Raw genomic sequence first — 15,074 nt, forward strand, 5'->3', positions numbered from 1 at the left:
GTTTCTTCTTTAGTAGGAACTTCGATGGCAGGTGCTTCTTCTTCTTTTGCAGGTTTTTTCAAGTTATTAACTAATTTTACCATTAAGAAAATAACAAAAGCCATTATTAAGAAATTTACTATATTTTGAATGAAACTACCATATAATACAGCAACTTCAGGAGTATCACCAGAAGCACGTGTAATTACAAGTTCCAATCCACTAAAATTAACTTTCCCTAGTATAATTCCTAAAATAGGCATTATCATATCATCAACAAGTGAAGTTACTATTTTACCAAAAGCAGCCCCTATAATAACTCCGACCGCAAGATCCATAACATTTCCTTTAGAAATAAAATCTTTAAATTCTTTAAACATTAAAATATTCTCCTTTCAATTTCTATTTGTTTATTATAATGTATTTTTTGCAAAATTACAATAATTAATTATAAGAAATATAAGAGATTTTGAGAACAAAATATAAAGATTGTATTAAAATAATTTTTTTGGTATAATTTTATCAAATATTTTTCCTATAGACACTAGGAAAAAAAGTAAATTTATTATATAATAAAAGGAAATAAAAAAATAGAATTGATATATGGAAGGAAACAGTATAAATGTCAAATCAAAAAAATAAACGTAATTTTTCTATACTTGCCCATATAGATCATGGGAAATCTACTATTGCAGATAGACTGCTGGAAGTAACAGGGACTGTCACACAGAGAGAAATGATGGATCAGTTACTGGACAGCATGGATCTTGAAAGAGAAAAAGGGATTACAATTAAGGCTCAGGCAGTAACCCTTAACTATAATGCCAAAAATGGGGAAACATATGAATTAAACCTTATAGATACACCAGGTCACGTAGACTTTATTTATGAAGTTTCAAGATCTCTTGCTGCCTGTGAGGGAGCGTTACTTGTTGTAGATGCTGCACAAGGTGTTGAAGCACAAACTCTTGCTAATGTTTATCTTGCTATTGAAAATAATTTAGAAATTTTACCTATAATAAATAAAATAGATTTACCTGCTGCTGAACCTGAAAAAGTAAAAAGAGAAATAGAAGATATTATTGGTTCACCTACAGAGATAATAGCAGGCTGATTATTCATCGTAGTTACCTTAGGGCTAGATATGATTTTGGTTTTGCCCTTAGTCTCTAGGAAGTTAATCAAACCGTCAATATTGAAATTTAGATTAGCCCCTATCGTCCAAGTTCCGTGAGTATCGCTAGCCTTTCCTCTATTTCCGTTATCTATGTGATATCCTGAAAGCTTAGTCGGATCTCCACCTACATAGGTATTAAATCCTAGTTGAAATTTACTCCAATCTATACCGGTAGTGTATTCGTTATTTAGCTCGACAGATATGATATTTACATCTAGCAAGACTTGACGACTAAGGCGTTTTTGCATACCGCTTAGATATCTATCGACGCGAGCTATCTGAGACTTCATAGCAGTAACGGTTACTAAACCGGCATTTTGATTTATAATAGGAGCGACTGCGACATATTTTTCGGTACCGTTATTTAGAACAGAGGTGATTTCCTCGCTAATCTTCTCCCAAAAATCAAATTTCTCTTTGGTAGTGATCTTATTGTCGTCATTCCCTTTTTTATCATCATCGTCGTCATCCACTTTCGTAGGTGCGGAATCGACAGAAGATTTAGTAACAGCAGTACCTTCTCTAATAGAAGTGATGTAATCCACTTTAAAAGTCCTAGTCTCTAGCGCTGAAATTTTTAATATGCCATGAGAATACTCATAGCTTAGATTATTCTCTTTTATGAGTAGATCTAAAACTTCGCGTAAAGAAAGGTCTTTGATACTTACGCCTTGCAGCGGCTTGCTCATCTCCTCTTGAGCGATAGCATCTTTTGCTACCACCGAGAAACGGCACATATCGGATAGCTGAGTTAGCATCTCGTTTAGCGTAACGGTATCGTTAATCTTAATATTTAGCGCCTTCCTATCGCAGTTACCTGCAGTTGCGGGAGCGGCATATAGACTAGTAGCCGTAACAGACAAAGCAAGCATAGCAGCTATGCTAAGCTTTTTACTTATATGTAATAATGACATTTTGACTTCCTTGTTTTAGTGTTAGTTCGACTTTATTTTCATCGTCGTTGGTAATAATAACGCTATTGCCCGTTATTTGCACGATCTTATATGAGCCTACATACTCGCCCAAACCATACCACTTATCGTTTAGCTTAACCTTATCGCCCATAATACCTACTAGCTGATAACCTAGATCCACCTGCTGATTGGCTTCTCTAGGCGCATTGGCTTCTTTAGGATAAAACGGATCTTGCAAAGAAGCTATCTGCTCATCGCTAAGACCCACTCTAGGCTTACTAAGATCATCGAATATCGCATCGTATTTAGCTTTATAGGCTCCATTACTAGGCGCCACCGTCTGATTATTATCTACAGCAAATAGAGCAGTAGAAAGTAGCAAAGAGCATAAAATTAACTTTTTCATTAGTAATTTACTCCCCAGATAGATATACCGATGCTTCCACCGATTTTGCCATTTTTAGTGGCATTGATATCCATCTTATTTACATCTACGATCATCTCCGATTGTTCGATTAGGTTGATATACCTAAGGACGTTCGAAAATGCTCCTTCAAATTTCACATCTATATCCAGCAAAGCCTCAGGCTGAAAAATTTGTTTGATGCTAGGCTCTCTTCTATCGCTGTGAATAGCATAAATTTTAATATTGTTATTCTCTGCAATCGTTGAAAGGCTATCCATAAACTTAGCCCAGTTCTTTTCATTATAGGTAAGCTTCGAAATTTCTTTTAGCTTACCGTCTAGATATCCACGCTCATCATTGATATTTTTAAGGTTGGTTTTAGCACCATTGAGGATATTGCGTTTATTATTAACAAAAGCCTCAGGATCACCGCCAAAAAACTCGTTATATTCTCTTTGTGCGCCTTCAAGCTTAGTCGTGGCAGTACTTAGATTAGTTTCGCTCTTCTCTAAATACGGATCGGCTTGCTGACTTAAAATAAAGTAAGCTACCAAACCCACAAACAATAAAGCTATGTAAAAATAGTTATTTGCACTATTTCCCTTGGAGGCAAACCATTGATCAAGTTGATCTAATGAACTTTTCTTTTTCATTATCTAACCTCCACACTGATATTGCTATCGTAAAAGATGGTTTTATTACCCTCTTGTAGCGCGATTGTTTTAGTATCCACGCCATACACCTCTTTTTTACTGATATCCTCTAAAAGCTCGGTCATCTGCTTATCGTTTTTGGTGCGCACCTGAACAGTTAGAGTCCTATTCTCATCACCGATCCTAACCATATTGCCCTTATTTTTAACGACCATATTGGTTAGCTCAAAAATAGAAACACCCTTCATAGCGTAATTATTTTTCTTATCTAAGATGGCATTAATTAGATCGCGCCTGTCATTAAGCTCCTTGCCACTCTTAGCAGCCTGGGCATTTACCTCTTTAGTCTCTTTATCCAAACGCGCATTTTCTGCTCTAGCAGGAACCATCTGATCTTCTAAACCCTGATATTCGCTAGTTTTATCGTTAGCTACCATATTATTATAATATCCATAGCCGAAGTTATACGCAGGATACACAGCGCCAAGTAAGCAGCCTAGCAGCATATAGCCTATCAGCTTGCCGGTTGATCTTTGGGTCAAAGGCGGAGGTCTCATAAACGGCGAGTAGTTGTGATCATCGTCTTTGGTAACCAAATAATCTTGACCTACCAAGAACATCAAAATATCTAGCTGAGTGAGCGGATAATCTTTTGCGTTGATTGCAACGTTAAAATTAAAATCCTTGTATCTTAGCTTTAGATTATTTTCTACAAAAACCTCGATCGCAGGAATTTTACCGATATCCGTTCCGATATAAACGTTTTGAATATTAACGTTGTAAATTTTACTAATACCGTTCAACACGTCGTTGATGTAGTAAAACATATCGTCAAAAATTTGGATCATATAATCGCGTTCGGTCGGATTTTCTAAATTTACTCCCTGTTTGGAGAGCAATCTATAAAAGCTCTCTTCATCGACTCTGCTACCGACTAGCTCGACATATTTTTCATGCAAGAATTTTAGGTTATATCTTACTTGGCGGGATTGAAAATATTCGCCGTTTTGATACACTACCAAAAACGCATCGTCGCGCTGCAAGTAGATGAAGCAGTCGATTCCGTCGCGAGTTAGGACGCCTCTATTATACAAGCCCTCGTATAAAAATGGAGCCATAGCCACATAGTCGATGTAGTTCGTCCTAGCGGCGATCGCATCGAATTCTGAAGTGAGTTTGGCATTATCTACGACAAAGACATTGAAAATTCTATCGTCGCCGCCAGCGCCTATTACCTCACTATAGGTGATTTTGTAATCCAAAGCGGTGTCAAGCCCCAGCTCCTCATACACCTTAACGACGATCGCATCTAAAAGATCCGCGTCCTCTACCGATCTGCTTATCTCGACCGTCGCAGTCATTATATCCTTATACGGAATATATGAGACGTAAGTTTCCTTCGCACGATTCGCTTTTGAGAAGTCGTGCTCGAAAACTTCATTCTCACTTAGACCGAATATGGTTTGCGTGACTTTGTTAATCGCAACAATCGAACTAGCATTTTTACTATTCTTTGCCATAACACTCCACTTCCAAATGAAATTTTCTACGCTGCTAATACTAATAGAAATAAAATAAAATGTCAATAGATAAAATCGGTTTTTACCCTAAATTCGTCATTTTTCCAGCTTTTTTTTACAAAAACTGTTAATTTTAAGTAAATTTTGACCTTAGAAAAATTTGAAATTAACTTTTTGGCTCGAATTCCGATCCGCTTGATCGCCTCGCCGTTTTTGCCGATCAACATCTCTTTGTGAGAATTGGTGTCCGTTATGATCCTCGCATAGACCGAGATTAGACCGGGTTTTTCCACTATTTTTTCCATCACGACGTCGCTACAATACGGGATCTCGTCGCTCATACTCTCAAAAATCGCCTCGAGTATGAAGTCGCGATAAATTTCACGCTCGTTGGTCGCGCTTAAAATTTCAGGATCGTAAAAATACTCATGCTCGGGCAAAATTTTACAAATTTCGTCCAAAACCTGCTTTTTATAGACCTTTTTTTTGATGCTAACCGGGATTATCGCTTCGAATTTATCGGTAAATTTTTGATATTGTAGCAGCTTTTGCACGATCTTTTCGTCGTTTGCTTCGTCAATTTTAGTTAAAATTACGATGTGCTTAGTGCCTGCGTTTAAATTTAAAAATTTTTCATATTCCGCGGTATCATCGTGCACGGGCGCCAAAAATAGCACCAAATCGCAGCCCTCAATCGCCCCGAGCGCCACTTCGACCATCAGCTTATTCATCAGCTTGGCGCTTTCGTGCAACCCCGGCGTGTCCGTGAAAATCACCTGATCTGCGCCGTTCATCGCGATGCCGCTAATCTTACGGCGCGTGGCGTTGATCTTGTGTGAGACGAGCGAAATTTTCTCGCCGCAGAGATAGTTTAACAGCGAGCTTTTGCCTGCATTGGTCCGCCCGATGAGCGTTACAAATCCGCTTTTCATATTTTCCTTAAATCAAAATTTTATCTTAATCTAGCGCCTTCGCGATCTGCACGCGATTACGGCGCTTCATACTCGGCATGTATTTCTCAACTCGCAATTTGCGGTATTCCTTGCCCGACGCTCATTTTTTCCGCGCGCGGTCACAGCCTTGCTTAAATGCGCTCTGATTTGAGGCATTTTACTTTGCCGTCGTCACGACGGTGCCTATTTCCCCTTCGCTCGCCGTCAATTTTAAATCGCGTCAAATTTTATGCGCGAAAACCGCAAACGGTGAAATTTAAAATTTCATTTTTGCGCGCTACATAAATTTAATATTTTACGCATTTTATAAACACAATGTGAATTCGGCGTAAATTTAACTGCCGCGAACATAAAATTTTATTTAAAATTCCTCGCGGCGCGCCGCATCATACTTAGCTGCGCCGCCGAAACGATGCTCTAGGCGTGCTCAAACGAGCGCTTTAACTCCGCGGCGGTCGCGAAATTTAAAAATCACAAAATGTATTTCGCCAGATCCTCGTCGCTTGCGATGTCTGCGAGCTTTTCGCTTACGAGCTTTTCATCCACGACGATCTTTTGCCCTTTAAACTTATCCGCTTCGAAGCTGATATCCTCAAGCACTTTTTCCATTATCGTATGCAGCCTTCTAGCGCCGATGTCTTCGACCTTTTCGTTCGTGCTTGCCGCAAATTTCGCGATCGCTTTGACCCCGTCCTCGCTAAACTCCAACTCCACGCCCTCGGTCTTTAAAAGCGCCGAGTACTGCTTAAGAAGCGAATTTTTTGGCTTGATTAAAATTTCGCACAGCGCCGCCTCATCCAAGCTGTCAAGCTCGACGCGAAGCGGGAAGCGCCCCTGAAGCTCGGGTATGAGATCGCTCGGCTTGCTGATATGAAAGGCGCCCGCGGCGATAAAAAGGATATGATCGGTGTCGATATTGCCGAATTTCGTGCTTACGCTGCTGCCCTCCACGATCGGAAGCAGATCGCGCTGTACCCCCTCTTTGCTCGGATCCTGCCTGCCGCTATTGCCGCTTGAGACCGCCACCTTATCAATCTCGTCGATAAAGATGATGCCCTCGTTTTGCGCGCGCCTAACGGCTTCGGCTTTGATGCTCTCCATATCGAGAACTTTCTCGCTAGCCTCGCTTTTGAGGGCAACCTTGGCGTCTTTGACCTTCATCTCTTTTTTGCTTTTGCGCGTCGAAATTCCGATTACCTTAATGAAGCTTTCCTGCATATTCGCCATCTCGGGCGGCAAATTTGGATTTGACTCAAGCGCGTTTTCGCTTACTTCGATCTCGATACTAAGATCGTCCAGATCGCCGCGCTCGAGCTTGGCAGCCATCTTTTCGTAGCTTTTTTCGTAATCTGCGACCTTCTCCTCGCTCGCTCCGCGCGGAAGCGGCGGAAGGACTTTTTCTAAAATTTTACGCTTGATGTAATCATCAATCTTATCTTTATTTTTTTCAAATTCCTCGCCGCGAACTAAATTTACCGACGCGGCGGCCAGATCTCGCACCATGCTCTCCACGTCGCGCCCCACGAAGCCTACTTCAGTATATTTGCTAGCCTCGACCTTAATAAAAGGAAGCCCGAACATCTTCGAGAGCCTGCGCGCGATCTCGGTCTTGCCCACGCCGGTAGAGCCGATCATCAGGATGTTTTTGGGCATCACCTCGTTTTTCATCTCATCTTCGAGCGCCATTCTACGGTAGCGATTTCGCAAAGCCACCGCTATCGTGCGTTTGGCGCTATTTTGTCCGATTATATATTCGTCTAATTTCTCTACGATCTGCTTTGGCGTCATCATCTCTTTTCGTCCCAAATTGCGTATGTTTTGATGTTTTCGTTCGTGTAAATGCAAATCTCGCCCGCGATTTTAAGGCTTTGCTTTACGAGCTCCTCTTCGTCTAGGCTAGCAAATTTATCTAAAGCTCGCGCCGCGCTAAGAGCGTAATTTCCGCCGCTTCCGATCGCCGCGATCTTGCCGTCGTCCGGCTCTACCACGTCGCCCGTGCCGCTAAGCAAAAAGATATTTTTGCGGTCCAGCACCAGCATCATCGCTTCGAGCTTTCGCAGATACTTATCCTTGCGCCACTGCTTGCTAAATTCTATCACAGCCCTTAAAAGATCGCTCTTTGCGCCGTCGAGGCACTTCTCAAACATATCAAAAAGATTAAACGCATCGGCAGTGCTGCCCGCAAAGCCCGCTAGGACGTTACCTTCTTTGCCGATCTTTCGAATTTTAGTCGCATTGCCCTTTAAGACGGTGTTTCCGAACGTAACCTGCCCGTCGCCGCCGATGACCGAGGCCTTCGCGCCTTTGTAGGCTAAAATGGTAGTCGCTTCAAACACTAGCCACCTCTATCTCAAATTTAGCACTTATGCCGTGCTTTAGCTTGGCATTTACATCGTAAATCCCGGTCGTTTTAATAGCCTCGGTCTCTAAAATTTTCTTATCGATTTCGATCCCCTTTTGCTCTTTTAGCGCGGTTGCGATCTCATCTTTCGTGACAGATCCAAAAAGCGCGCCGCTCTCGCCCGTCTGCTTTACGATCTTTACGCGGATCTTGGCTAGCTCCTCGGCTAGTTTTTGCAGGCTTGCGACCTCATATTTTTCAAGCTCAGCCTGTTTTTTCTTATCCGCTTCAAATTTACGCAAAACCTCAGTCGTAGCGGCTTTGGCGTAACCTTTGCCGATTAGGAAGTTGTTGCCGTAGCCGTCCTTGACCTCCTTTACCTCGCCCGCCTTTCCGAGCCCCTTAACATCTTTGATCAATAATACTTTCATCCATTATCCTTTTAAATTTAGCTTTAAATTTACAAAATTTTATAAGCGGCGCGGGCGGATCTGAAATTTAGTGAAATTTCATGAAACCCGCTGGCAGCCGCGCGCTACTTTTCCGATAAATTTTAAAATTTCGTTTTGTGAAATTTGCCTGCACACCTTGCCGCTATAGGCAAAATTTCAGCTAAAGCTTGCGTCCGTTCTTACCCGCGATGATAAATCTTAGCGCGCTTAGCTTGATAAATCCGTCGCCGTCTTTTTGATTAAAAACTTTATCCTATTCAAACGTCACGAAATCGGTATTAAACAAACTATCGCTCTTGCTTTCCCTGCCCAGCACGGTAACGTTGCCCTTATAAAGCTCTAGCTTAACCTTGCCGTTTACGTGCTCTTGGGATTTGTTTATCAGCTCTTGAAGCAGCAAGCGCTCCGGGCTGAACCAAAAGCCGTTGTAGATGAGCTCGGCGTAGCGCGGCATCAGATCGTCTTTTAGATGCGCCGCGCCGCGATCTAGCGTTATGCTCTCGATCGCGCGGTGAGCCTTTAGCATGATCGTGCCGCCCGGAGTTTCGTAGCAGCCGCGGCTCTTCATGCCGACGTAGCGATTTTCTACTAGATCGAGCCTGCCGATGCCGTTTTTAGCGCCGAGCTCGTTAAGTGCTGCCAGCATCTCGTGCGGTTTAAGCGCCTTGCCGTTTAGCTTTACGGGATCGCCGTGTTTGTATTCGATCTCGATGATCTCGCTCTTATCTGGCGCATTTTTAGGGCTCACGGTCCAGCGCCACATATCCTCTTCAGGCGCATGGGCGGGATCTTCAAGCACCAAGCCCTCGTAGGAGATGTGAAGGATATTCGCATCCATCGAATATGGCGATTTGCCGGGCTTTGAGGCGATGTCGATGCCGTTTTTCTTAGCGTAAGTAAGAAGCTTCTCGCGAGAGTTCAAATCCCACAACCTCCACGGCGCAATCACCTTAATATCGGGATTTAGCGCGTATGCGCCAAGCTCGAAGCGGACTTGATCGTTACCCTTGCCGGTTGCGCCGTGGCTTATGGCGTCCGCGCCGGTTTTTTTCGCGATCTCGACTAGCTTTTTAGCGATCAGCGGGCGCGCGATCGACGTGCCCAAAAGATACTCGCCCTCATAGACGGCATTTGCACGAAACATCGGAAATACGTAATCGCGCACAAATTCCTCGCGCAGATCCTCTACGAAGATATTTTCCTTTTTGATGCCCAGTTTCACAGCTTTGTTTTTGATCGGCTCCAAATCCTCGTTCTGGCCGATATCTGCGGTGAAAGTCACCACATCGCAGCCGTAAGTATCGCCGAGCCACTTTAAAATAATGCTAGTATCAAGTCCTCCAGAATACGCCAAAACGACCTTTTTTACATCTTTTTTTGCCATCTCAAATCCTTTACGTAAAATTTGGCGAAATTCTACCAAAAATAGTTTAATAGTTGCTTTTAAGGCAAATATCGCTAAACTCACGCCTATGAGAATCGATAAATTTTTAAACGCAGTCAATATCACTAAGCGGCGCGCCATCAGCGAAGATATGTGCAAAAGCGGCGTCGTAGCCGTAAACGGCGTCGTAGCAAAGCCCGCCAAAGAGCTTAAAATAGGTGACGTTATCACGATAAGCTTTTTGGATAGAAAACAAAGCTTTAAAGTCCTAGCCTTTCCTAGCGCGAAAAATACGCCCAAAAGCGAGCAGGCAAAGTATGTCCAAGAGCTTTGAACTCATCTGCGGCGAGGATGAAATTTCGCGCCTCGTACAGGCTCTGCCAAAAAGCGGCATAATATTGCTAATCGGCGATCTTGCCAGCGGCAAAACGACGCTTGCGCGCGCGATCGTGCGGGCTCACGGATTAGACGAGCACGTGAGTTCGCCTACGTTTTCGATCATGCAAAACTACGGCGAAATTTATCATTACGACATCTATAACGGCGGCTGTGAGGGGATTTTAAAAAACGGACTATTTGAAAATTTATTTGAAGAGGGGCTTCATCTGATCGAGTGGGCGGATGAAAATTTGATAAATTTACTTAAAAAATATGAGCTTGATTTTTGCGTAGTGAGGATCACGCCGCACGCGCAAGGACGAAAATACGAGGTAAGCTATGCATAAACTGGAAGTCAGGAGCCTAAAAAAAACCATAAAAGGCACGCCGATCATCAAAGGAATCTCACTAGAGCTTTACAATGGCGAGATCGTGGGGCTGCTAGGGCCCAACGGAGCGGGCAAAACCACGACATTTTATATGATCTGCGGGCTGATAAGCGCTAGCGGTGGCGATATATTGCTTAATGAGAGCAGCATCGCAAAGGTTCCGCTTCATAAGCGCGCCAAGCTCGGCATCGGCTACCTACCGCAAGAAAGCAGCATCTTTAAAGAGCTTAGCGTTGAAGAAAATTTGATGCTCGCCGCGGAGATCACCTATAAAAACAAGGCCGAAGCTTCGCAAAAGGTCGATGAGATGCTAAATCTGCTCAACATCGAGCCGATCAGATTGCGCAAAGGCGTGAGCCTAAGCGGCGGCGAGCGCAGGCGCTGCGAGATCGCGCGGAGTCTGATGATAACGCCGAAATTTCTACTTTTAGATGAGCCGTTTGCGGGCGTCGATCCGATCGCCGTTAACGACATCCAAAGCATCGTGCGCGATTTAAGCGATCTTGGCATCGGCGTGCTCATCACCGATCACAATGTCCGCGAAACGCTTGCGATCTGCGACCGTGCCTACGTCATCAAAGACGGCGAGCTGTTCGCCGGCGGCACCGCAAAAGAGATAGCTAACGATCCAAATGTCCGTAAATTCTACCTCGGCGAGGATTTTAGTATCTAAGCCGGCAAGGACGCTTTATATTTTCAGCTCCCTCTTCGGTCCGGGCTTTATAAATTCTATAATTTAAGTTCTGCGATTTAAAATTAAAGCAAACGGCTGCGACTAGCCGTGCACTTGAATTTCACGTATTAAATTTTTAAAGAGCATATAGACTCGTTTTAAAATTTTTAAATTTCAAAGGGCGTTTTACGCTGCAAATTTTAAATAATTTTTTGCAGCAGGTTCTCTTTTCGCAACCGAAATTTTACACCCGCGGTACATAAAATTTAAATCGCATTTTAATCGCGCTTTGTTTAAATTAAATCAAATTTTAAAGCGTGAGGTATCTCTAAAACGCGATGCCTCCGTCTGCGCACTAAAATCACGCCCACAGTTTGCAAAAAATATCCACTCGCAGAATTAAATTTCAAAACGAATACAGCCGCAAATGAATTACATATGCAACGGTGCTTGAAATTACGCGCGAGATGCCGTCTAATTTCACGGCTAAATTCCTGCGAGCGATGGCGTAAACCAAAGCGCACACAAAACCTACTCGCTTCGGCTTCGACGCATCAAATTAAAAGCAACGCGCGAAGCAAAGCCTTCCGACCCGCTAGAATTTTTCCGATTAAGCCACTTTATTTAATTAAAATTGCGCTTTTATTTGCTCTGCGGGTTTAAATTTCGCTCATCTTAAAGCTCGCTGCGAATTTTAAAATTTTAACCTGGTGCTCGTCGCTTCCATTAAAATTTTGGCGAGATCAAGGAGAGATTATGAAAAAAGTTCTACTTTCGTGCGCCTTGGCGGGCGCGCTTTTTGGCCTAGAGATCGACGGATTTAGCGCACCTAGCGGTTCGCTCATTACCGATGACGCTTTTTATATCGCAAATCGCGGCAGTAGTGAAGATCCACAAGAGCGCGACGGCTTCATCAGCCGCATAGTAAAAAACTCGGGTGTCGTTGAGACAAATTTTATAGACGATCTGGTAAATCCGGGCGGAATGGCGCAGATCGCGGACGTGCTTTATGTCTGCGATATCGATACTATCAGGGGTTTTGCCAAAGGCCAGGAGGTTTTCAATCTAAAAATCGAGGGAGCGCAGGCCTTAAACGACGTCGTGGCGCTCGGTAGTGAGGTTTTGCTCGCAAGCGATCCCGCGCGTGGGACGATCTGGCGCATCGACCTGCTCTCGCGCACCGCGGATGAGTTTGCGCGCATCGATCCATCGCTAGGCAGCCCAAACGGACTTTTGGCTAAAGGTGATAAGCTTCTGATCACTACATTCGATCTTAGTGGAAAGGTCCTGGGGCGCGTGCTAAGCATGGATCTGAAATCTCGCGAAATTTCGATATTTGCCGATATGAAGGGGGTTTTCTACGGCATAGCGCGCGGAAAAAACGGCGAAATTTTAATTAGCGACTGGGGTGAGGACCTTTTAAGCGGTAAAATTTGGCGTATCGATGCAAACGGACAGATACGCAAAATAAACCTCGGCGCGATGCAAAGACCTGCAGACATCTCAAGCGACGGCAAGGTTTTATTGATCCCAAAAACGTTGGAAAACAAGGTGGAGCTGATAAATTTGCCGTAACCGGTCGTCTTATTGCAGCTTCGCAGTTTGCTTAAATTTTACAAAATATATGCTGTATCGTGCTTTATAAGCCATCTTTTTGCGCTTCGCCGCTTACGTAGCGGCGTCGGTTGCGACGCTATAGCCGATCGCGATACCGAAATTAGGTCAATGCCGAAGCCGGTCGCAGCGCCAAGGCTAATTGCGGCAGCGTAAGAGTTATATTACGAAACCGATCGCCCTTTTTCGCGCGCACTCAAGAGCCAAGTATGCCCAAAAGCTGCGTGTGTCGTCTTACAACACGCAAATGCCGAGCCTGCCGTAAAATTTGCAAATCCATCTACCCTCCTTTTAAATTCCATCGCCTTAAATTTCATCGCCGCAGATATTTTCGCAGACCGAGCGGCGCGAAATTTTAGCGCGAAATTTAACGCCTGCCGTGACTTAAAAGCCTTAAAGACTCATAACGCGCGAAATTTCAGCGTAAATTTTAACGATGAGAGGCACTTTTACATACCGCGTCGTATCTGCGCGCGACCGAATTCTACGCGGCGGTGCGATCTCGGTTACTGCGCGCTGTCGCTGTACGGATGCGTGAAGCTTACCATTCTACGCAGCGCCTATGTCTAGGCCGCTCCTGGCGCCCGCGCGTAGAACCTATTTCTCTGTGCGCCCCTCCCAGACGGCGGGGGCGTCAAGCTCTACGTATGAGCTTAAAATTTCATACGGCTCGTAGCCAAATTTATACGCTAGGCTCGGACACTGCTTCACCGCGTAGCCTAGATAGATCCATCGTAGCCCCAGATCTTGGGCGAACTCGATCTGTTTTAAAAGCGAAAATTTACCCAGACTTAGATGCGGCAGATACGGATCGTAGTAGCAATACACCGAGCTGATGCCGTCATCCACGATATCGATGAGATCGACGCAGATAAGTCGCCCGTCCTCGCCGTAGTAAGAGATTTCTTTGCCGAAGTCGCCGTGGCCCTGGACGTAAATTTCATCATATCGCTCAAAATCGATCTCTTGAAGAGGCCAGCCCTTTTTTAGATGCATGTAGTCGTGATAGAGCGCGAAAAGCTCCAAACGCGCATCGTTTAAAAGCGGGCAAGATTGCCATACATAGGCGGTCGTGCGATTATTTTTATAGACGCGACGATGCGATTTGCTAAATTTAAAATTTGCGGCATCGACGCGTAGACTTTTGCACTCCGCACATCCCGCACAAATGGGCTTTTGAAAATACCTACCGAAGCGACGATAGCCGTGCTGCACTAAGCTTGAATTATACTCGAAGTCGCAGTCTTTTATGTAGAGATACTCGCTACGCGCGGCTCTGCCGTCCAGATAGGGACAAGAAAAATCCAGCGTGCAAAATGGAATTTCAGTCATTCAGCTTTTTGATATTTGCCGCGTCCACGTATTTTAAAAACTCGTCTTTGAGGCGCTTTTCGCGTGCGGCGATGCTCTCTTTGGCTACGTCAAATTCCTCTGCGACGCCGTCTAAGCCGCTTTCGCTTTGCAAGCTTGAATCATCATCTCTGAAAATATCTTTAAACTCGTCGCGATTTGGATCCCTCTTTTTAGGCTTTTTGGGCGCGGAGCTCGCCGCTTTATCCTTAAGCATATCCTTTTTTATATCTTTTAGGCTATCTAAAAAATCCATAACTCTTTCCTAAATCCGCGCCGATTTGCGCATCGTAGCAATGATGGCGGCGATCGCTTCGTTTTTATTCGGTTGCATATCGTCGATGGTGTTTTCTAAAATTTTGTCTAAATTTTTCTCTACATAGCTCGTGTCAAAAAAGCCGAGCCGAAACTCGCGCGACTTGCTGATGCTAAGCAAAAACGGAATGATCGTACGCACTCCCTCGATGCGAAACTCCTTCAGCGCGCGCTCTAGTTTATTAACGGCCAGGTCGTAGTCGGTGGTTTTGATGATGAGCTTGGCTAGAAGCGAGTCGTAAAACGGCGGAATTTTATAACCCTTGTAGATGTGGCTATCGACGCGCACCGAAGGACCTAGCGCGGGATAATAATCGCTAACAGTGCCGGGAACGGGGGTGAAATTTTTCCAGACGTTTTCGGAGGTAATACGCGCCTCGATCGCGTAGCCGTGCGGTTTGATATCGCTTTGCTCAAGCTCTAAAATTTCGCCGTCAGCTGGAGAAGAAGATCGCTCGTCGCCACAAGCTCTCCTCTAGCCCTTCGTCTCACTAATTCTCTACTGCATTCCTATGAACGAGAATAATCCCTTTGCTCCCGCCGAAGCGCTCAAGACCGTCTTCATCGCCTACAATC

General features: G+C 44.3%; 15 protein-coding genes and 3 pseudogenes. 5 read left to right on the forward strand and 13 right to left on the reverse strand.

Translation table 11 applies throughout. From position 1 onward, the window contains the following. A partial coding sequence (mscL, locus tag Q0372_RS07925; protein WP_366810590.1) for a large-conductance mechanosensitive channel protein MscL occupies positions 1–359 on the reverse strand: 359 nt, incomplete at its 3' end. Between the two features lie 242 nt (positions 360–601). On the opposite strand from mscL, the pseudogene Q0372_RS07930 reads away from it, so the two are divergent. Then, positions 602–1,066: pseudogene (locus tag Q0372_RS07930) on the forward strand (GTP-binding protein); the annotation flags it as partial. Here the strand turns inward: Q0372_RS07930 and Q0372_RS07935 are convergent. The 9 genes and pseudogenes from Q0372_RS07935 to Q0372_RS07975 all read right to left on the reverse strand — a co-directional run bounded on the left by Q0372_RS07935 (position 958) and on the right by Q0372_RS07975 (position 9,779). Further along, the gene (locus Q0372_RS07935; protein WP_366810591.1) at positions 958–2,070 is read right to left on the reverse strand and encodes a secretin N-terminal domain-containing protein; all 1,113 of its coding nucleotides are present in this window, start codon (positions 2,068–2,070) and stop codon (positions 958–960) included. The pseudogene Q0372_RS07930 and the gene Q0372_RS07935 sit on opposite strands and share 109 nt — an antisense overlap. Then, on the reverse strand, positions 2,048–2,452 hold the full coding sequence (locus Q0372_RS07940) for a hypothetical protein (protein ID WP_291937386.1): 405 nt from the start codon (positions 2,450–2,452) through the stop codon (positions 2,048–2,050). Before Q0372_RS07940 ends, Q0372_RS07935 begins: the two co-directional genes overlap by 23 nt. 23 nt (positions 2,453–2,475) lie before the next feature. Continuing rightward, positions 2,476–3,129, reverse strand: a complete 654-nt coding sequence (locus tag Q0372_RS07945) for a hypothetical protein (protein WP_298104674.1) — start codon at positions 3,127–3,129, stop codon at positions 2,476–2,478. Then, complete coding sequence (locus Q0372_RS07950; protein WP_298104677.1) at positions 3,129–4,649, reverse strand: hypothetical protein; 1,521 nt, start codon at positions 4,647–4,649, stop codon at positions 3,129–3,131. The genes Q0372_RS07945 and Q0372_RS07950 overlap by 1 nt, the downstream gene beginning before the upstream one ends. Positions 4,650–4,711: 62 nt before the next feature. Then, positions 4,712–5,581 carry a GTPase Era gene (gene era / locus Q0372_RS07955; protein WP_298104680.1) on the reverse strand — a complete coding sequence of 290 codons (870 nt, stop codon included), beginning with the start codon at positions 5,579–5,581 and terminating at the stop codon, positions 4,712–4,714. A 492-nt stretch (positions 5,582–6,073) separates the two neighbouring features. Continuing rightward, positions 6,074–7,393, reverse strand: coding sequence for an HslU--HslV peptidase ATPase subunit (gene hslU / locus Q0372_RS07960; RefSeq protein WP_298104683.1), 1,320 nt, complete (start codon positions 7,391–7,393; stop codon positions 6,074–6,076). After that, positions 7,390–7,938 carry an ATP-dependent protease subunit HslV gene (gene hslV / locus Q0372_RS07965; RefSeq protein WP_298104686.1) on the reverse strand — a complete coding sequence of 183 codons (549 nt, stop codon included), beginning with the start codon at positions 7,936–7,938 and terminating at the stop codon, positions 7,390–7,392. Before hslV ends, hslU begins: the two co-directional genes overlap by 4 nt. After that, on the reverse strand, positions 7,931–8,374 hold the full coding sequence (gene rplI / locus Q0372_RS07970) for a 50S ribosomal protein L9 (protein WP_295152082.1): 444 nt from the start codon (positions 8,372–8,374) through the stop codon (positions 7,931–7,933). The genes hslV and rplI overlap by 8 nt, the downstream gene beginning before the upstream one ends. 181 nt (positions 8,375–8,555) lie before the next feature. Then, a pseudogene (locus Q0372_RS07975) lies at positions 8,556–9,779 on the reverse strand (argininosuccinate synthase). Positions 9,780–9,867: 88 nt separating this feature from the next. Here Q0372_RS07975 and Q0372_RS07980 point away from each other — a divergent pair. From Q0372_RS07980 to Q0372_RS07995, 4 genes are all read left to right on the forward strand, one after another. Beyond that, the gene (locus Q0372_RS07980; protein WP_295152076.1) at positions 9,868–10,113 is read left to right on the forward strand and encodes a S4 domain-containing protein; all 246 of its coding nucleotides are present in this window, start codon (positions 9,868–9,870) and stop codon (positions 10,111–10,113) included. After that, the gene (tsaE, locus tag Q0372_RS07985) at positions 10,097–10,504 is read left to right on the forward strand and encodes a tRNA (adenosine(37)-N6)-threonylcarbamoyltransferase complex ATPase subunit type 1 TsaE (RefSeq protein WP_297946471.1); all 408 of its coding nucleotides are present in this window, start codon (positions 10,097–10,099) and stop codon (positions 10,502–10,504) included. The genes Q0372_RS07980 and tsaE overlap by 17 nt, the downstream gene beginning before the upstream one ends. Next, entirely contained in the window at positions 10,497–11,219 is a 723-nt protein-coding gene (gene lptB, locus Q0372_RS07990; RefSeq protein WP_298104690.1) for an LPS export ABC transporter ATP-binding protein, read from the forward strand. Before tsaE ends, lptB begins: the two co-directional genes overlap by 8 nt. A gap of 756 nt (positions 11,220–11,975) precedes the next feature. Continuing rightward, the gene (locus Q0372_RS07995; RefSeq protein WP_298104693.1) at positions 11,976–12,794 is read left to right on the forward strand and encodes an ATP-binding protein; all 819 of its coding nucleotides are present in this window, start codon (positions 11,976–11,978) and stop codon (positions 12,792–12,794) included. Positions 12,795–13,430: 636 nt separating this feature from the next. On the opposite strand, the gene Q0372_RS08000 is transcribed toward Q0372_RS07995, so the two are convergent. The 3 genes and pseudogenes from Q0372_RS08000 to Q0372_RS08010 form a co-directional block, all read right to left on the reverse strand. Beyond that, positions 13,431–14,165, reverse strand: coding sequence for an arginyltransferase (locus tag Q0372_RS08000; RefSeq protein ID WP_298104695.1), 735 nt, complete (start codon positions 14,163–14,165; stop codon positions 13,431–13,433). Then, a complete protein-coding gene (locus Q0372_RS08005) occupies positions 14,158–14,439 on the reverse strand; it encodes a hypothetical protein (protein WP_298104697.1) in 282 nt (93 codons plus the stop codon). The genes Q0372_RS08000 and Q0372_RS08005 overlap by 8 nt, the downstream gene beginning before the upstream one ends. A 9-nt stretch (positions 14,440–14,448) precedes the next feature. Beyond that, positions 14,449–14,931: pseudogene (locus tag Q0372_RS08010) on the reverse strand (acetyl-CoA carboxylase biotin carboxylase subunit); the annotation flags it as partial. Positions 14,932–15,074 lie beyond the last annotated feature (143 nt).

It is taken from the genome of uncultured Campylobacter sp., from assembly GCF_937997405.1.
Lineage (GTDB): Bacteria > Campylobacterota > Campylobacteria > Campylobacterales > Campylobacteraceae > Campylobacter_B.

Coding starts and splice junctions, on each gene's coding strand:
- Q0372_RS07935 (WP_366810591.1), bottom strand. CDS start 2,070: ATGTCATTATTACATATAAGTAAAAAGCTTAGCATAGCTGCTATGCTT.
- Q0372_RS07945 (WP_298104674.1), bottom strand. CDS start 3,129: ATGAAAAAGAAAAGTTCATTAGATCAACTTGATCAATGGTTTGCCTCC.
- Q0372_RS07950 (WP_298104677.1), bottom strand. CDS start 4,649: ATGGCAAAGAATAGTAAAAATGCTAGTTCGATTGTTGCGATTAACAAA.
- era (WP_298104680.1), bottom strand. CDS start 5,581: ATGAAAAGCGGATTTGTAACGCTCATCGGGCGGACCAATGCAGGCAAA.
- hslU (WP_298104683.1), bottom strand. CDS start 7,393: ATGATGACGCCAAAGCAGATCGTAGAGAAATTAGACGAATATATAATC.
- rplI (WP_295152082.1), bottom strand. CDS start 8,374: ATGAAAGTATTATTGATCAAAGATGTTAAGGGGCTCGGAAAGGCGGGC.
- Q0372_RS07980 (WP_295152076.1), top strand. CDS start 9,868: ATGAGAATCGATAAATTTTTAAACGCAGTCAATATCACTAAGCGGCGC.
- tsaE (WP_297946471.1), top strand. CDS start 10,097: ATGTCCAAGAGCTTTGAACTCATCTGCGGCGAGGATGAAATTTCGCGC.
- lptB (WP_298104690.1), top strand. CDS start 10,497: ATGCATAAACTGGAAGTCAGGAGCCTAAAAAAAACCATAAAAGGCACG.
- Q0372_RS07995 (WP_298104693.1), top strand. CDS start 11,976: ATGAAAAAAGTTCTACTTTCGTGCGCCTTGGCGGGCGCGCTTTTTGGC.
- Q0372_RS08000 (WP_298104695.1), bottom strand. CDS start 14,165: ATGACTGAAATTCCATTTTGCACGCTGGATTTTTCTTGTCCCTATCTG.
- Q0372_RS08005 (WP_298104697.1), bottom strand. CDS start 14,439: ATGGATTTTTTAGATAGCCTAAAAGATATAAAAAAGGATATGCTTAAG.